The organism is Phytopseudomonas dryadis (genome assembly GCF_004327355.1).
Classification (GTDB): domain Bacteria; phylum Pseudomonadota; class Gammaproteobacteria; order Pseudomonadales; family Pseudomonadaceae; genus Aquipseudomonas; species Aquipseudomonas dryadis.
On the sequence record NZ_QJUM01000036.1, the window covers coordinates 39,272 to 56,281 of the forward strand.

Annotated in this window: 13 protein-coding genes and 1 pseudogene; 9 read left to right on the plus strand and 5 right to left on the minus strand. The window is 64.8% G+C overall.

Going from position 1 to position 17,010, the window contains the following annotated elements:
- Positions 1-67 precede the first annotated feature (67 nt).
- The 5 genes from DNK34_RS22790 to DNK34_RS22810 all read left to right on the plus strand — a co-directional run bounded on the left by DNK34_RS22790 (position 68) and on the right by DNK34_RS22810 (position 3,352).
- A complete protein-coding gene (locus DNK34_RS22790; protein ID WP_131177586.1) occupies positions 68-919 on the plus strand; it encodes a MaoC family dehydratase in 852 nt (283 codons plus the stop codon).
- Between the two features lie 127 nt (positions 920-1,046).
- The gene (locus DNK34_RS22795) at positions 1,047-1,352 is read left to right on the plus strand and encodes a nucleotide pyrophosphohydrolase (RefSeq protein ID WP_131177587.1); all 306 of its coding nucleotides are present in this window, start codon (positions 1,047-1,049) and stop codon (positions 1,350-1,352) included.
- Positions 1,349-2,110 carry a methyltransferase domain-containing protein gene (locus DNK34_RS22800; RefSeq protein ID WP_131177588.1) on the plus strand — a complete coding sequence of 254 codons (762 nt, stop codon included), beginning with the start codon at positions 1,349-1,351 and terminating at the stop codon, positions 2,108-2,110. The genes DNK34_RS22795 and DNK34_RS22800 overlap by 4 nt, the downstream gene beginning before the upstream one ends.
- 18 nt (positions 2,111-2,128) lie before the next feature.
- On the plus strand, positions 2,129-2,746 hold the full coding sequence (locus tag DNK34_RS22805) for a DUF4136 domain-containing protein (RefSeq protein WP_131177589.1): 618 nt from the start codon (positions 2,129-2,131) through the stop codon (positions 2,744-2,746).
- A gap of 45 nt (positions 2,747-2,791) precedes the next feature.
- Positions 2,792-3,352: a DUF4136 domain-containing protein gene (locus DNK34_RS22810; protein WP_131177590.1), complete on the plus strand. Its 561-nt coding sequence runs from the start codon at positions 2,792-2,794 to the stop codon at positions 3,350-3,352.
- A gap of 690 nt (positions 3,353-4,042) precedes the next feature.
- Here DNK34_RS22810 and DNK34_RS22815 read toward each other — a convergent pair.
- Positions 4,043-4,936, minus strand: a complete 894-nt coding sequence (locus DNK34_RS22815; RefSeq protein ID WP_131177591.1) for an SdiA-regulated domain-containing protein — start codon at positions 4,934-4,936, stop codon at positions 4,043-4,045.
- A gap of 375 nt (positions 4,937-5,311) precedes the next feature.
- Between DNK34_RS22815 and DNK34_RS22820 the strand changes: the two genes are divergently transcribed.
- From DNK34_RS22820 to DNK34_RS22835, 4 genes are all read left to right on the plus strand, one after another.
- Positions 5,312-7,603, plus strand: a complete 2,292-nt coding sequence (locus DNK34_RS22820) for an ATP-binding protein (protein ID WP_242675382.1) — start codon at positions 5,312-5,314, stop codon at positions 7,601-7,603.
- A 19-nt stretch (positions 7,604-7,622) separates the two neighbouring features.
- Positions 7,623-8,096: a response regulator gene (locus DNK34_RS22825; RefSeq protein ID WP_131177592.1), complete on the plus strand. Its 474-nt coding sequence runs from the start codon at positions 7,623-7,625 to the stop codon at positions 8,094-8,096.
- A 70-nt stretch (positions 8,097-8,166) separates the two neighbouring features.
- Positions 8,167-10,575, plus strand: a complete 2,409-nt coding sequence (locus tag DNK34_RS22830; RefSeq protein ID WP_131177593.1) for a response regulator — start codon at positions 8,167-8,169, stop codon at positions 10,573-10,575.
- Positions 10,576-10,794: 219 nt separating this feature from the next.
- Positions 10,795-12,912 carry an ATP-binding protein gene (locus DNK34_RS22835; RefSeq protein WP_165497347.1) on the plus strand — a complete coding sequence of 706 codons (2,118 nt, stop codon included), beginning with the start codon at positions 10,795-10,797 and terminating at the stop codon, positions 12,910-12,912.
- Positions 12,913-12,937: 25 nt separating this feature from the next.
- Here the strand turns inward: DNK34_RS22835 and DNK34_RS22840 are convergent, their stop codons facing one another.
- The 4 genes and pseudogenes from DNK34_RS22840 to DNK34_RS25800 all read right to left on the minus strand — a co-directional run.
- Positions 12,938-14,350, minus strand: coding sequence for an amino acid permease (locus tag DNK34_RS22840; RefSeq protein WP_131177595.1), 1,413 nt, complete (start codon positions 14,348-14,350; stop codon positions 12,938-12,940).
- A 617-nt stretch (positions 14,351-14,967) separates the two neighbouring features.
- Complete coding sequence (locus DNK34_RS25605) at positions 14,968-15,900, minus strand: SMI1/KNR4 family protein (RefSeq protein WP_207401628.1); 933 nt, start codon at positions 15,898-15,900, stop codon at positions 14,968-14,970.
- A gap of 330 nt (positions 15,901-16,230) precedes the next feature.
- Positions 16,231-16,650: a hypothetical protein gene (locus tag DNK34_RS22855; protein WP_131177596.1), complete on the minus strand. Its 420-nt coding sequence runs from the start codon at positions 16,648-16,650 to the stop codon at positions 16,231-16,233.
- A gap of 127 nt (positions 16,651-16,777) precedes the next feature.
- Positions 16,778-17,010: pseudogene (locus DNK34_RS25800) on the minus strand (IS4 family transposase); the annotation flags it as partial.

A 17,010-nucleotide genomic window follows, 5' to 3' on the forward strand; every position in this document is an offset into this window, starting at 1 on the left:
GCACCAATGCAGCCTGGCCAATGTCCTATCCCCAGTACGCTGGCAATCATCTGTACAGGAGCGCGCAATGGCCACTGACTGGCTCGATCTGCACACCTCACCGTCACTGCCCGGCCTGTTCCTGCGCGCGGCGCTGCGCCGCGGCATCAGCGGCAAGAGCCTGCCGCACCGCGGGATGCGCTGTCCGGTCAGCGTCGACCCCGACAACCTGGCCCGTTACCGCAGCCTGTGCGGCTTTCGCGACGATGGACGGCTGCCGGCCACCTACCCGCACCTGCTGGCCTTCGCCCTGCTGATGAAACTGCTCACCGAGCCGGGTTTCCCCTTTCCCCTGCTCGGCCTGGTGCACCTGGAAAACCGCATCCGCGTGATTCGCCAGCTCGGCGGCCTGGGCCCGTTCACCGTCAGCGTCGAAGCGACCAGCCTGACGCCCCACGACAAGGGCGCGGTGTTCAGCGTCATCACCCGCCTGGAGGATCAGCTCGGCCTGCTCTGGGAGGGCGACAGCCGGCTGCTGTGCCGCGGGGTCAGGCTCGACGGCCCGGTGGTCGGCCGCAGCGAGCAGCCACGCCTGCCGCGCGAAGAGATCGACCGCTGGCAGGCGCCGGCGAACATCGGCCGGCGCTATGCCCGTATCGCCAGTGACTACAACCCGATCCACCTGTCGGCGCTCAGTGCGCGCCTGTTCGGCTTTCCCCGCGCCATCGCCCATGGCCTGTGGAGCAAGGCCCGCGCCGTGGCCGCCCTGCAGGATCACCTGCCGGCGTCCGGCTACAGCATCGAGGCGCGCTTCCAGAAACCCGTGCTGTTGCCGAGCCAGGTGCGCCTGCTGGCCAGCGCGGTGGCCGCCCAGGGGCAGTTCGACCTGCTCGGCAAGGACGACATCGCGCATATGGCCGGGCACTGGCAGGTGATCTGAGGCACCGTTCACGATCGGCTGCGCGCCGACTCGCGGGCGCGCCTGGCTCCAGGCTGGCGAACCTTTGAACTGGATCCGGACGTCGTGAAACAATGCGCGCCCACCGTCTGCTCCCCCGGGGAAGCGCATGAACCTGCCCGAACTTATCGCCCGCATGCACGTCATTCGCGATCACAACGATTGGCGTCGTTTCCAGAGCCCGAAGAACCTGGCTATGGCCGCCAGCGTGGAAATGGCCGAGCTGGTGGAAATATTCCAGTGGCTGAGCGAAGAGCAGTCCCGCCAGTTGCCACCAGAAAAGCTCGCCCACGCCGGACAGGAAGTGGCCGACGTGGTTCTCTATCTCCTGCAAATGTGCAGTGAGCTGGGCATCGACATGAATCAAGCGGTACTCGACAAGCTCGCCGACAACGAACGGCGTTTCCTCAAATGAGCGACCGCCATTTCGACGAGTTGGCCAGCCGTTTCGCCGAAAAGATCTATGGCGGCGCCAAGGGCGCCATCCGTCTCGCGGTGCTGCAGGCCGACCTGGCCGAAACCCTGCCCGGGCGACCGCTGCGGGTGCTCGACGTCGGTGCCGGCCTCGGCCATATGGCGCTGTGGCTGGCGCAGCAGGGCCATGCCGTGACCCTGGCCGAGCCCGCCGAAGCGATGCTGGCCAGCGCCCGCGAACGCTTCGCCCAGGCAGGCTTGCCGGCCACCTTCATCCAGGCGCCCTGGCAGGCGCTGCCCGGGCGACTCGAGCAACCCTTCGACCTGGTCATCTGCCATGCCGTGCTCGAGTGGCTGGCCGAACCCGCCGCCATCCTGCCCGCCCTGCACCGCCTGACCCGCGCCGATGGCTGGCTGTCGCTGGCGTTCTACAATAAGGATGCCTTGATCTACCGCAACCTGCTCAAGGGCCACCTGCGCAAACTGCGCAAGGCCGAGTTCGCCGGCGAGAAACACAGCCTGACCCCGCAACGGCCACTCGACCCGCGCGAACTGGCGGCGCAACTTGCCACGCACTGGCAGGTCGAAACACAAAGTGGCGTGCGCGTATTCCACGACTACATGCCACGGGAATTCCAGGCCAGGGCCGAACTCGTCGACCTGCTGGAAATGGAGTTGGCGCACCGACGGCATCCTGCCTTCGCCGGGCTCGGCCGTTACCTGCACTGGATCTGTCGGCCACGCTCAGAGCCTGTATGAAGAGACAGGAGAGCTAACATGAAACGCGTTACCCTGCTGCTGCTCGCCACCGCCCTGGCCGCCTGCCAGAGCCAGAACCCCTATACCGCCAGTTCGTTGCCGTTGCCACCGGCCCCTGCGGCAGCGGCCGACCACCTCGACCTCAGCGCCTACCCCGCGCCGTCCAGGGACTATGGCGCCTACCGCAGCTGGAGCTGGCAACGGCAGCCGGCCGGCAGCGCCTGGGCCAGTTCCGAGCTGGTACAGGAAGCGCTGACCAACGCCCTCGACCAGCGCGGCCTGCGCCCCGCGCAGAACAGCGCGGCAACCGACCTCAAGGTCAGCGCCGACACCCGCCTGGAACGCCGCGTACGCCAGGTGGCCGACCGCTACGATCCCTACTACGGCGGCTATGGCGGTGCCTACGGCCACCGCGGCTACTACGGCAGCGGGGTCGGCCTGGGCGCCCGGGTGCCGTTGACCCGCACCTATGAAGAAGAGGTGGTGGTGGTGCGTATCGACCTGATCGACGCCCGCGACGGCCAGCCGGTGTGGAGCGGCCACGCCGAAATGCGCAGCAGCGGCAGCCAGTCGGAACGCGCCGACGCCCTGCGCAAGGCCGTACAGAACGCCCTGAGCAACTATCCGCCGGCCTGACCACGCCCACTACCCCGGCCTGCCACCGAATCCAGGAGAACCACCATGCGCCTTCCTCTGCTGCTGATCCCCTTGCTGCTGGTGCTCAGCGCCTGCCAGAGCATCCAGGTGAACCGCGATTTCGACGCCAACCGCGACTTCGCCGCCTACCGTACCTGGAGCTGGAAAGAACCGGCCATGCAGTACAAACCCGACGATCCGCGCATCAGAAGCGACCTGACCGAACAACGCATGCGCACCGCCGTGGCGCAACAGCTCGACCAGCGCGGCCTGCGTCCCGCCGCAGCCGGCGCCAGGGGCGACCTCGGCGTGCAGGTATGGCTGGTGGTCGACGAGCGCCAGCAGCAGATCAGCACCGGCTACGGCGGAGGCTGGGGTGGCTACTGGGGCAATTACTGGGGCGGCCCGGTCTACAACGAAACGCGCACCATCGATTACAAGGTGTCGACCGTGCAGATCGACCTGTTCGACGGCCGGGACGGCAAACTGGTCTGGCGCGGCAGCGCCGAAGAGGCGAGGCGTAGCGACCTGTCCACCCCGGCCGCACGGGAAGCGGCGATCCGCGAAACGGTCGGCAAGGTGCTCGGCCAGTACCCACCGCACTGACACGCGGGGAGCACGCTGCCCAAGACCAAACCGGGCGACCGAAGCCCATCGCGCCGGTCGCCGCCCCTGCCCGGGCGCTGGCTTGCCACGCTCCCGTGGGAGCCGCGACCCTGCGGCGAATAGCGGCCACGATGCGGATTCTGTGGGATGGCTGCAATCGCATCGCGCCGAGGTCGACGCTCCTACACGGCCGCTGGCTTGCCACGAACCTGTGGGAGCCGCGACCCTGCGGCGAATAGCGGCCACGATGCGGATTCTGTGGGATGGCTGCAATCGCATCGCGCCGAGGTCGACGCTCCTACACGGCCGCTGGCTTGCCACAAACCTGTGGGAGCCGCGACCCCGCGGCGAATAGCGGCCACGCCGCGGATTCTGCGCGATGGCCGCAATCGCATCGCGCCGAGGGCGACGCTCCTACCCGAGCCGTGGCTTGCCACGAACCTGTGGGAGCCGCGACCCCGCGGCGAATAGCGGCCACGATGCGGATCGGCGAAATGGCCACCATCGCATCGCGCCGAGGGCGACGCTCCTACACGGCCGCTGGCTTGCCACGATCCCGTAGGAGCCGCGACCCCGCGGCGAATAGCGGCCACGCCGCGGATTCTGCGGGATGGCCGCAATCGCATCGCGCCGAGGTCGGCGCTCCTACCCGTACGCGGGCTTGTCAGGCCGCCTGCGAAAGACCCTCGCTCAACCGCGCCCGAAACGGTAGAACAGGTTCGGCTCGCTGACGATATACAGGTTGCCCTGATCATCGAAGGTCATGCCTTCGCCCTGCGGCACGCCGTCCGCCAGGTCGGCGAAACCGCGACTCAGGTTACGCATGGCGACCAGCTCGCCGCTGTCGCCATCGAGCTCCATGAGCCGCTGCGACTCGTCGCTGAGCAGCACCAGGTGGCCGGTCTTTTCGTCGAAATGCACGGACGACAGATCGCTGGCGAACACCGAATCGCGGATCCAGTCGTCATGGTCGATGATCTCCAGACCGAAACGGCCCTGCACGCTGGCCTTCAGCCCGCGGATCTCGTAGAGCTTCATCGGTGAATGCTCCTTGACCACGAACAAGCGGTCGCGGGCGCGATCGTAGCCGACCCCTTCGAAGCCCTGATTGCCCTCGCGCTGGATACCCAGCGTCAATGCGCGGTAGTCCTCGCGAAACAGCGCGCCCGAGGCTGCGGGCACCGGCACCACGACCAGCGCATGGGTACGCTCCTCGGCCAGCACCAGCAAGCCATCACCCAGGTAGGTGACACCCTCGACGTCGCCGAAACCGCTCAGTGGGTAGCGCGCCAGCACCTCGCCCTCCTTGCTCATGGCCAGCAGCTCTTCGGGGTTGTTGAGCACGGCCCAGAGTTGGTCGCGCTGCTCGTCGTAGCTCAGCCCGGACAGGTTGGCGTCGACACCGACCACCGCCTTGGCGTCGATCTGCACCCGGTAGCCGGGCAGCAACAGGCTGTCCGGCGCCCACCCGGTCTCGGTGGGCGCGGTCAGCCAGTGGTACAGGCGGTCATCCAGATGCAGGGCGCGCACCTGATAACCCGTGACCAGCATGATCAGCAACAGCACCCAGACCCATGGGCGCATGGCAGGCAGGCAGGCGGGCGAGCGTCTCCTTGGCAGCAGATGGCATAACGGCATTCTCGGGCTTTACGGGAAGGCAAACAGTCTGCCTGGCGAATATTGCACTTCATCGCGACGATGGCCCCGTCAAGGGAGCGGCTTTCAGAGGGGACGAATCGGGCGAAGTTCCCCAACGCCCCCAATTACGGGTACTTGCCCCCGCGCGACTCGGCTACACTGGCGCGCCGCCTGGCCAGCCGGCCCTCGCCCAGCCGCGTCGAAAGCGGATACCCCGTGGGCGGACACGCGGATGGATAGGATTTCACCGCACCGTTGTCATAGCCTTTATCGTTCCTGCCATTCGTAGACGAATGCCCGTCACCCAGCCCGAATCCACTCATGGAGAGTTGGCTCGAACTGAAGGAGAATCCCTTGGCCTCGAGCGAAGCCCTTACATCGCTGAATCACGCGATCGACAACTGCGCCAAAGAGGCCATCCATACCCCCGGCAGCATCCAGCCGCAGGGTTTCCTCATGGTATTCGACGAGCCGAGCCTGCGGCTCCTCCAGGTCAGCGAGAACGTCAACACCTGGCTCGAGCTGCCAGCCGATGCCTGGCTCGGCCAGCACCTCGAAGCCTTGCTCGAGGACGGCGACCTGCTGGCCAGGCGCCTGGACCAGTTGTCCCACGAAGAGACCACGCCGTTCCACATCGGCGACGTGCGCTTTCGCCGCGGCAGCCGGGCCGGGCAAACGATCGCCATGATGGTGCACCGCCACGACGGCGTGCTGATCGCCGAGTTCGAGCCGGCCAGCAACGTGATCGCCGCCTACAGCAACCTCTACCCGCTGGTGCGCACCTTCATCGGCCAGTTGCAGGATGCCGAGAGCGTCGATGAACTGTGTCGCCTGTCTGTGGACGAGGTCAAACGCATCACCGGCTTCGGTCGGGTCAAGGCCTACAGCTTCGATGGCGAAGGCAATGGCCTGGTCCTCGCCGAGCGTACCGACCCCGGCTACCCGAGCTACCTGGGCCTGAGTTTCCCGGCCTCCGACATCCCCGCTCAGGCCCGCGCCCTGTACGTGGCCAACCGCATCCGCGTGATCGAAGACGCCAACTACCAGCCTTCGCCGCTCTGCCCCGCGCTCAACCCGAACAGCGGACGGCCGCTGGATCTCAGCTATGCGGCGCTGCGCAGCGTGTCGCCGGTGCACCTGCAATACATGCGCAACATGCAGACCATGGCCTCGATGTCGATCTCCATCGTCGTGCGCGGCCAGCTCTGGGGGCTGATCTCCTGCCATCACGCCGAGGCCCGCTCGGTGGGCTTCCAGACCCGCACCGCCTGCGAGCTGCTGGGACGCATGCTGTCGCTGCAGATAGAAGCCAGGCAGGCCCAAGCCCGTACCCAGCGCCTGCTCGGCCTGCGCCGGCATATCGTGCAGATGCTCTCGGCCATGGCCGACCGCGACAGCGTCAGCGAAGGCCTGCTGGCCCTGCCGCAGACCTTCATCGATTTCACCCGGGCCAGCGGCGCGGCAATCATCTCCGCCGCGCGCTGCGACCTGCTCGGGCAGACCCCGCCCCAGCAGGAAGTCGACGCCCTGGTGCAATGGCTGGCCAGACGACAGAGCGACGAGGTGTTCGTCACCGACAACGTCGGCCGCGACATCCCCGAACTGCCGGCACTGGCCCGGCATGTGGCCGGCGTGCTGGCCGTGGCGATTTCCGAACTGCACTCGCACTACCTGATCTGGTTCAAACCCGAGCAGACGCGCATCGTCAACTGGGCCGGCAAACCGGAAAAATCGATCAGCGCCAGCGGGACGCTCAATCCGCGCAACAGCTTCGAACGCTGGCAGGAAAACATCGGCGGTTTCTCCACGCCCTGGGACGCCGAGGAACCGGAAAGCGCCCTGGAACTGCGCAACGCGGTACTCGGCATCGTGCTGCGCAAGGCCGAGGAAATGGCGCAACTGGCCGGCGAACTGAAAAAGACCAACAAGGAGCTCGAGGCCTTTTCCTACAGCGTGTCCCACGACTTGCGCGCCCCGTTGCGGCACATCGCCGGCTACGCCGAGCTGCTCGGCGACTTCGAAGGCAGCAAGCTGTCGGAACGCGGCCTGCGCTTTCTCGACCATATCGGCGAGTCGGCACGCTTCGCCGGCACGCTGGTGGACAACCTGCTGAGCTTCTCGCAGATGGGCCGCTCGGCGCTGCGCCTGTCCGACGTCAACCTGCAGGCGCTGGTCGAGGCGATCCAGCGCGAGATGAAGCCGGATTACGAGGGGCGCAACCTGCAGTGGCACATCCAGGCGCTGCCGGCGATCATCGCCGACGCGGCCTTCATCCACCTGGCCCTGCGTAACCTGCTGTCCAATGCCATCAAGTACAGCCGCGGGCGCGATCCGGCGATCATCGTCGTCGGCGCCTACGAGCGCGATGACGAAGTGGTGGTGTTCGTCCGCGACAACGGCGTCGGCTTCGACATGGAATACGCCGGCAAGCTGTTCGGCGTGTTCCAGCGCCTGCACCGCATGGAAGAGTTCGAGGGCACCGGCATCGGTCTGGCCAGTGTGCGGCGTATAATCGAGCGCCATGACGGCCGCGTCTGGGCCGAAGGCGCACTCGACGAAGGCGCCACCTTCTACTTCTCCCTGCCCAAACGCCATCACCCCGCTGTCTCTTGAACCCGGGACGAGGACATACATGCTCAAACCCATTTTGCTGATCGAAGACAATCCCCACGACCTGGAACTGACCCTGATCGCCCTCGAACGCAGCCAACTGGCCAACGACGTCATCGTCCTGCGCGACGGTGCCGAAGCCCTCGACTACCTGTTCCGCCGCGGCAACCACGCCGAGCGCCTGGAAGGCAATCCGACGGTCATGTTGCTCGATCTCAAGCTGCCCAAGGTGGACGGGCTCGAAGTGCTCAAGATCGTGCGCGAATCGGAGCAGCTGCGCAGCATCCCCATCGTCATGCTGACCTCCTCGCGGGAAGGGCCGGATCTGCAAAGCGCCTACGAACTGGGGGTGAACGCTTACGTGGTCAAACCAGTCGAATTCAAGGAATTCGTATCGGCCATTTCCGATCTCGGCATATTCTGGGCCTTGCTCAACGAGCCGCCACCCGGCTCCCTGCGCCTGCAACGGCGCCCTATCGCCCCTGATTCCCACTGAAACACGGGTATTTCATGGTTTCATCCGCACCTGCGCGGCGGAACCCGACAGTGACCGACGACAGCCACTTATGCCGCCAAAGCCGTTGAAAATTCTCCTCATCGAAGACAGTCCCCACGACGCGGAACTGGCCCTGCTGACGCTCGAGCGCAGCGGCCTGAACGTCCACGCCACCCTGGTGCAGCACCACCAGGGCGCCGATGAGGCATTGCTCAACGACAGCTTCGACCTGATTCTTTCCGACTACCTGCTGCCCGGCTCCTCCGGCGCCCAGGCGCTGCAGGTGGCCCGGCGCCTGGCGCCGCATACGCCGTTCATCTTCCTGTCCGGCATGTTCGGCGAAGAGCATGCCGTGGAAATGATGCGCCTGGGCGCCGTCGACTACGTGCTCAAGCAGAACCTGGCCTTCCTGCCCAAGGCCGTCGAACGCGCCATCGCCGAGGTCAACGAGCGCCGTGAACGGCGCCGCGCCGAAGACGCCCTGCAGGAAGTCGAAGTACGCGCCCGCCTGGCCATCGGCGCCGCGCGCATGGGCATGTGGGATTACGTCCCGGCGAGCGACACGCTGATCTGGGACGAACGCTGCCGGGCACTCTACGAACTGGACGCCGATGCCAGCGTCGACATGCGCCTGTTCCTCGAACACTGTCACCCCGACGACCGCCAGGCGCTCGAACAGCGCGTGCGCGAAGCGCTGTCGCTGGACACCGGCAACGAGTTCCAGGCCGAATACCGCCTGCCCCAGCCCAGCGGCCGTGAACGCTGGCTTTCGGCCCGTGGCCGGGCCTTCTTCGAAGACGGCCGGTGCACCCGCTTTCTCGGCGTGCTGCACGACATCACCGAACAGAAGCAGGCCAACGAAGCGCTGCGCCGGCTCAACGACATGCTCGGTGAGCGCGTCGAGAAACGCACCCGCGAGCGCGACCGCACCTGGGAACTGTCCCGCGATCTGCTGGCCGTGCTGCGCTTCGACATGCTGCCCACCGCGCTCAATCCGGCCTGGGAGGAAACCCTGGGCTGGTCGCGCCAGCAACTGAGCCTCGGCCCGCTGTGGGAGCTGGTACACCCCGACGACCAGGCCAACACCCTGGGCCAGGTCGAGCAGATCACCAGCAGCAACGTATCGGTGCGCTTCGTCAACCGTATGCGCCATGCCAACGGCGAATACCACTGGCTGTCCTGGATCCTGGTGGCCGATGACGGCCTGCTGTACGCCGCCGTGCGCGACATCACCCACGAGCGCAGCGTGGTCGACGAACTGGCCGCCACCAACCAGCGCCTGCGCGAGCAGATCGAGGAACGCGAACGGGTCGAGGCCACCCTGCAGCAGATGCAGCGCCTGGAAGCCGTCGGCCAGCTCACCGCCGGGGTCGCCCACGACTTCAACAACCTGCTGACCGTGATCCTGACCAGCACCAGCTTCCTCATTCGCGATCTGGAACGGGGCAACCTGGACAAGGCCCGCGGCCGCCTGCAGAACATCAGCGATGCCGGCGAGCGCGGCGCCAAGCTCACCGGCCAGTTGCTGGCCTTCTCGCGGCGCCAGCGCCTGGCGCCGGAAGCGGTCAACCTCGGCGAGACCGTGCTCGGCATGCTCGAGCTGCTGCAGAGCACCCTGGGCGGCAGCGTGCTGATCGAAACCGCCACCGAACCGGGCCTGTGGCATGCGCGGGTCGACCCGACGCAGATCGAACTGATCATCCTCAACCTGGCGATCAATGCCCGCGACGCCATGGCGGTGGGCGGCACCCTGCGCCTGAGCACCGCCAACGAGGTCGTCAGCCTGCCACCGCAGCGACCGGAAGAACCCGAACCCGGCGACTACGTGGTGCTGTCCGTGCAGGACTCCGGTAGCGGCATGAGCGAAACGGTGCTGGCCAAGGCCTTCGAGCCGTTCTTCACCACCAAGGAAATCGGCAAGGGCTCGGGCCTGGGCCTGGCCCAGGTATTCGGTTTCGCCAAGCAGTCCGGCGGCGGCGCCAGCATCCATACGGAAATGGGCGTCGGCACCACGGTCAAGGTGTTCCTGCCCGGCCTGCGCAACATCGTCGAACCGGCAGGCGAGTTCCCCCACCTGCCGCCGCCGGCCACCGAAGGCGGGCAACAGCGTCATATCCTGCTGGTGGACGACGATGCCCGCGTGCGCGAAGTGACCGCGCTGATGCTCGATGCCCTCGGTTACCAGGTGATCGAAGCCGACAGCGGCAGCGACGCCCTGGCCAAGATCGATGACAGCATCGACCTGCTGCTGGCCGACTTCGCCATGCCCGGCATGAATGGCGCCGAGTTGGCCCGCGCCGTACGCCAGCGCCATCCGACGCTGCCAGTGGTCTTCGTCACCGGCTACGCCGAACTCGGCGGGCTGGATGCCGATGAAGCCTTCATCGTGCAGAAACCCTATCGCGGCGACGAACTGGCGGAGAAGCTGCAACACGCCTTCGCCAACAGCGCCAGCCTGCACGAAACGAAAAAAACCTGAGCGTACGCAGCCTGGCGGCTCACGCACGCGCGCTGTTTCTCGCCGCTGCCAACACCGAGGATGCCCGGCACGCCTGATCCACCGCAGGCGGGGTGAGCGCCGCCGGATACGCGCGAAATGACCCGCCGCGTAAAAAGGATGGATCCACGGCCTTTGCCGATCATGCAAGCCGACCGCAGTTACGGTAGCCTTCCCCTCTCATTGCCCGCGACCTTTGCCATGCCTCCAGAACCCTGCCTGTTTGCCGGCCAGTCCGGCGAAGCCGTCGACCTCATCCGCGGTTTCGATTGGGCCAGCACCTCACTCGGGGCCGTCGCGCAATGGCCGAGCGTGCTGCTCGGCAGCGCCCGTCTGATCCTCTCCTCACCGACGCCCATCGTGCTGCTGTGCGGCCAGGAGGGCCGGCTGATCTACAACGATGCCTACGCCACCTTCGCCGGCCAGCGGCACCCGCGGATCTTCGGCCAGCCGGTGGAAGCGGCCTGGCCGGAAATCGCCGAATGGAACCGTCAGGTGCTCGACCTGGGCCTGAGCGGACAGTCCCTGTCGCGGGAAAACCTGTACATGCCCCTGCACCGCCCCGGCCTGCCCGACGGCGCGTGGATAAACCTCTACTACAATCCGCTGCTCGACGAGCACGGACGTTCGCACGGCATGATGTGCATCGCCGTGGAAACCACCCACCAGATACTCGCCATCCAGCAACGTACCAAGGTCGAAGCCGAACTGCGCAGCGCCAACGAGCGTATCGAACTGGCGCTCGATGCCGGCGCCGTGATCGGTACCTGGGTATGGGACATTCCCAACGACAGCTTCACCGCAGACGAACGCTTCGCCCGCACCTTCTCCATCGATCCCCGGGACGTGGCCGCGGGCAACGGCCTGTCGCTGGCAAGCATCACCAGCGCCATCCACCCCGAGGACCGGCTGAGCGTCGATGCCATGATCCAGCAGACCATGGCCAACGGCGGCCCCTACCGGGCCGAATACCGTGTCCAGCAGGCGGACGGCAGCTACCGCTGGCTCGAAGCCAATGGCCGCTGCGAACTGGCCGAAGACGGCACGCCGCTGCGCTTTCCCGGCGTGCTGATCGATATCGACGAACACAAACAGACGGAAATGGCCCTGCGCCAACTGATGCAGACCCTCGAGGAACGGGTCTGCGAAGCCGTATCGCAACGCGTACAGGCCGAAGAACAACTGCGCCAGGCGCAGAAAATGGAAGCCATCGGCCAATTGACCGGCGGCATCGCCCACGACTTCAACAACCTGCTCGCCGGCATACTCGGCAGCCTGGAGCTGATCCAGCGCAAACTGCCGGCCGGACAGGACGCCAGCCTGGCCAGATTCATCGACGCGGCCATCGCCTCGGCCAAGCGCGGCGCGTCCCTGACCCACCGCTTACTGGCCTTCGCCCGCCGCCAGTCGCTGGATATGCGTCCCACCGAAGTCAACGCCCTGGTGCGTGCCATCGAGGAACTGCTGGTGCGTACCCTGGGCGAGCACATCACCCTGGAAACCCGCCTGGCCGACGACCTGTGGCCGACCCGCACCGATGGCCACCAACTGGAAAACGCCCTGCTCAACCTGGCGATCAACGCCCGCGACGCCATGCCCGCTGGCGGCACATTGCGTATCGAAACGCGCAACATGCAGCTCCTGGAGTCCGCCGCCCATGACCACCAGGTGCCGCCGGGCGACTACCTGCACATCGCGGTGGGCGACAACGGCTGCGGCATGGCCCCGGAAACCACCCGCCACGCCTTCGAGCCGTTCTTCACCACCAAACCCATCGGCCAGGGCACCGGCCTGGGCCTGTCGATGGTCTACGGCTTCATCAAGCAGACCGGCGGCTACCTGCACCTGGACAGCCAACAAGGCAAGGGCACCACCCTGCACCTGTATCTTCCGCGTCTGGAAACCATCCCTACCGTGACGGCACAAGCCCCATTGCGACAAGCGCCTCGCGGCACGGGAGAAACCATCCTGGTGGTCGAGGATGACAGCGTGGTGCGCATGCTGATCGTCGAAGCGCTCGAAGAACTCGGCTACCAGTTGATCCAGGTCGCCGATGCCCAGGCCGCTCTGGCCCTGCTCGACCGCCACCCCGACATCGACCTGCTGCTGACCGATGTCGGCCTGCCCGGCATGAACGGCCGCCAGTTGGCCGAAGCCGCGCGACAACGCCGGCCCGACCTGAAGGTCCTGTTCGCCACCGGCTACGCCGAAGGCGCAGAAGTGCGCAACGGCTACCTCGGCACGGACATGCACATGATCGCCAAACCCTTCTCGCTGGAAGCGCTGGGCAGCAAGATCAAGGCGATGCTCGACGGCTGATGGCCAGTGGCGGCGCTGCAGCCATTCAGCGAACCGGCTTCGCCGCCGCCCGCCAGTGCACGACCATCCCCATCAGGGCGACCACGATGGCAGCCGCACCGGTCGAGATAACCAGCACCTGATACTCCTCGACAAAGGCCATGGTCACCAGACAGACCACGATGAAGGCGATCACCAGGTAGGTCAGCCAGGGGAACAGCCACATCTTCAGGCGGATATCCTTGCCTTCGGCTTCCAGCTTGCGGCGCATCTTCAACTGCGAGAAGGCGATCACCAGATACACCAGCAGGGCGATCATGCCGGTGGTGTTCATCAGCGTATCGAGTACATCCTTCGGCCGCAGGGTTTCGCTGAAATTGATCAGCGCGACGAAAATCGCCACCGCGCAGGAGCCGATGATGGCGAACACCGGTACGCCAGTACCGGCACGGGTGATCTTCAGGAACGACGGCGCATCACCGCGGGCGGACAGGGAAAACAGCATGCGCGACGCGGTGTAATGCGCCGAGATCATGCAACTGCTCACCGAAGTCAGCACCACGAAATTCATCAGCAACTCGGCGCCCGGAATGCCCAGCAACTCCAGGGTACGGCGGTAGGAGCCATAGCCCGACTGAGCCATCAGCGGGTCGTTCCAGGGCACCAGGCAGACGATCAGGAAGATCGAGCCGATGTAGAACAGACACACGCGCCAGACCACCGAGTTGGTCGCCTTGACGATCTGCGTCGACGGGTCCTTGGCTTCCGAGGCGGCGATGGTGACGATCTCGGCGCCGAGGAAGGCGAACATCACCCCGAGGATGGCCACCACCACGGCTTCGATACCGTTGGGCATGAAACCCTGGGCGGTCAGGTTGCTGAAGCCACGCACTTCGCCGGTCGGCCACAGGCTGAGCACAGCCATGCTGCAGACCACCAGGAAGCAGATGATCGCCACCACCTTGATCAGCGCGAACCAGAACTCGAACTCCCCGTAGTGCTTGACGTTGAAGAAGTTGATGCTGATCAGCAGCAGGGTCGTGGCCAGCACGAAGACATTGACGCTGACCTCGGGAAACCAGCCATTGAGGATGGTGCCCGCCACGTAGGCCTCCCAGGCCATGAGGATGACCCAGAACCACCAGTACAGCCAGCCGATGGTGAAACCGGCCCAGCGACCGATGGCGCGCTCGGCGTAGGTGGAAAAGGAGCCGGTGTCCGGCGAGGAAGTGGCCATTTCGCCGAGCATGCGCATGATCAGCACCACCAGGATGCCACCGGCCAGATAGGCCAGCACTGCAGCCGGACCGGCGCTGTTGATGACACTGCCGGAACCGACGAACAGCGCGCCGCCGATGACGCCGGCGATCGACATCATGGTCAGGTGCCGGGACTTCAATGACGCACTGAGCTTGCTCTCGTGCTCCTGCCGTGCCTTATCGGCCGCTACTGCATCCATAGATGGACTACCTCGTTTATTTTGCTGAAAACCGTTGGAGCCGGGCCGCCGTCGGACCGATCGATGCAGGAAACACGGCAACAGGATGACCACTGCAGGCCATCCTCCTGAAGGGTTGCCCTATGAACGTTCCCCGAACCGGGTTGGCCTGCTCTCGTGCAATAGCCCTTGCCGAGATCCATCCGGGGATCAGAGGACAACCCGGCACCACTCAAGCGGCGTTCCGGGCCATTACCACAGCGGCGCGACCTGAAAGCGCCATGCGCGCCGGATCGAATGTTCGATTTACTCCACAAAGGGCTTCGCTCGAACAGAGCCTATCCACCCCCGCACCGAAGGCTCTATGCGCCATGCTAGAGAGCTCCACATCAAAAAAACCGATAACCGGAAGGAGCCAGCAGCGGCGACGCAGGCGAATGAAACCCGTTCATAAAATTAAACGCGGCGGATGGTAACGGAAAATGGCCTTCCGGGAATACTCCCCAGGCCGGGCATCGACAAAAGGCATGGGAAATCAGGTAGCGACCACCCGGCTCGAGCCGTTGGGCGTGGCGGGATTCGGCTGGGCCTCATCCCAGGCCAGCGCCTGCTCGATGGAGGCGAACCAGTTCTCCGGCCTATGCCGGGAACCAGTGGTTCGGATGGCTGTGCAGGATGGCGTCGGCCCCCTGGGCTTCGCTCACCTCGCTGAACAGGGCGTCGAGGCGCTCGTCCTCGTTGCGACGGTGGTCGGCCAGTATCTGCCGGAAACCGTCGAACTCGAAGAAGTTGGATCCCACGCCCCACATGAAATAGAGGAACTTCGCCTGGTTGGAGGCCTTCTCGATGTGCAGGCGTCGAGCGATGCCGCGGCCATTGCGGCACATTTGATGAAGTTCTTCCTCCCCCATGCCCCGCATGTGTTCCGGCAGGACGCTCGGCATGACGCTGCGCACGAACCAGTGGGCGAACGCCTGATCGTCCATCTCGGCGCACGTGTCGATATCGAATACGCCGGGTGCCGGCAGGCCGCTGGCGTCGAATGCTTCGAGCTCCTGCTCGGTCATCAGCGAATGGAGGAAGGCTTTCAATGAACCCGCGAGCAGGCCGAGGCCCTGCCCGGGCACCAGATCGTCGCCGTAGTAGCGCCAGTGGAACAGGTGTCCGTAGGTCGGTGAGTCCACGCGCACATCGTAGATGATGTAGGCATCGCCGTCGTCGTCATAGTCGCTGCCCAGAGCGATCAGGCCATTGGGCAGCAGGGTTCGGTGGTCGTAGATGGACTCCTGCAACAGGAGCGTGTAGTTGACGATCGACGCACAGCAGTGCAGGACGCTGACGAGTATGCCGCGGTTGAACCCGGCATAACGCGCCAGCATGTTTTCGCGTGTGTCGAGTAGACCGAGCGCTCGATCGTTGGTCAGCGCAAGGAGCTCTTTCAGTTCATCCGGCAGGCGGATGCCAAGAGTCGCCTCGGTGGTTTCGATGGCCCGGCGCACCCGCTCCGGGTCCGGTGTGAAGTCCGGCTCACTCAGCGTCCAGTGGACGAGGTCGGCTGCATCGATAGGCATGTCAGTATCCAGAAAAGGGGACAGACTCCGAGGAATCCTCAGGAGGTTTCCGTTCAGATCGGCAGGATGGCTTGAAGCTGCCTGAATGAGCCAGCAGTCTGGTAGTCGCCGAACCGACCCACTGTCCGATACTCATGCAGGCCGTACGATTCGTGGAATGGGGACTCCTCAGGTACAGACCACGATTTACTGAAAATTGATCGTGGTCAGTCCCTTTAATACTGAAAGCCGCGCAGTGCGCGGCTTTCGTCTTTCCGGCCATTGGTGCTGGACTGAGTGCGAAGGCGTAAGTGGTATTCAGCCTGGTACTCGACACAGCATCGACCATGCTCAGTTCAGGTTGCCTCCTCCACCTGCTGGCGGTGATTCAGCGGGTTGCTGGACGAACACCGTCGAGTCACGATCCTCCTTGGCATTGGACCAGCCTGCGCCCAGCGCGAAGTTGACTGATTGAGTTTTCATTGTATAGCCCACGTTGGCATCCCCAAAGTAATCAGAACCCTGGTAGGCGACACCGACATTAGGTCGGAGCGACTGTTTGGAAAACACATAATCTAACCCCAAGGACAAGGCACCTCTTTTCTCCTCATCACTGGAAAAAGCCTTGACTCCCAAAGCTGGACCTTCCCCGAAGACGTAGCTGACACCAATGCCAAACCCAATGTCATCAGCGTCGGCACCCAATGAAAGCGAGGCAAGAACTGCGACTGCCGCCACCTTCCCTGATACATGATGCAATTTTTTCTTCATGATATAGCTCCATTGATTACGACCGTGACAGTACTTGAGAGCAGGAGATCACCGGGTGGGTTCAAGCAAAAAAATGGCGATTCAGAGGAATTCCCAAAAGACATAAGGGGACAGATTTGAATGGCACTTACTTAGCCCTTCTTGGATGACCGCTTCTCCTGATTTTGGCGCGTTCAGATTGGCGTGCTTGGGTCAGCAATGGATAAGGTTTCGGTCTTCGCTTGAGAGCCCGAGGCTCAACCCGCCCAGGCCGCCTGCCAACACGCTGCTGGGCGATTAGCATGAGCAACCTCTGAAGGCTTTCGTCCATATCCGAACCATCGAACTGTCGCCACGCCAGCCATAGCTGCAGACTGTGCT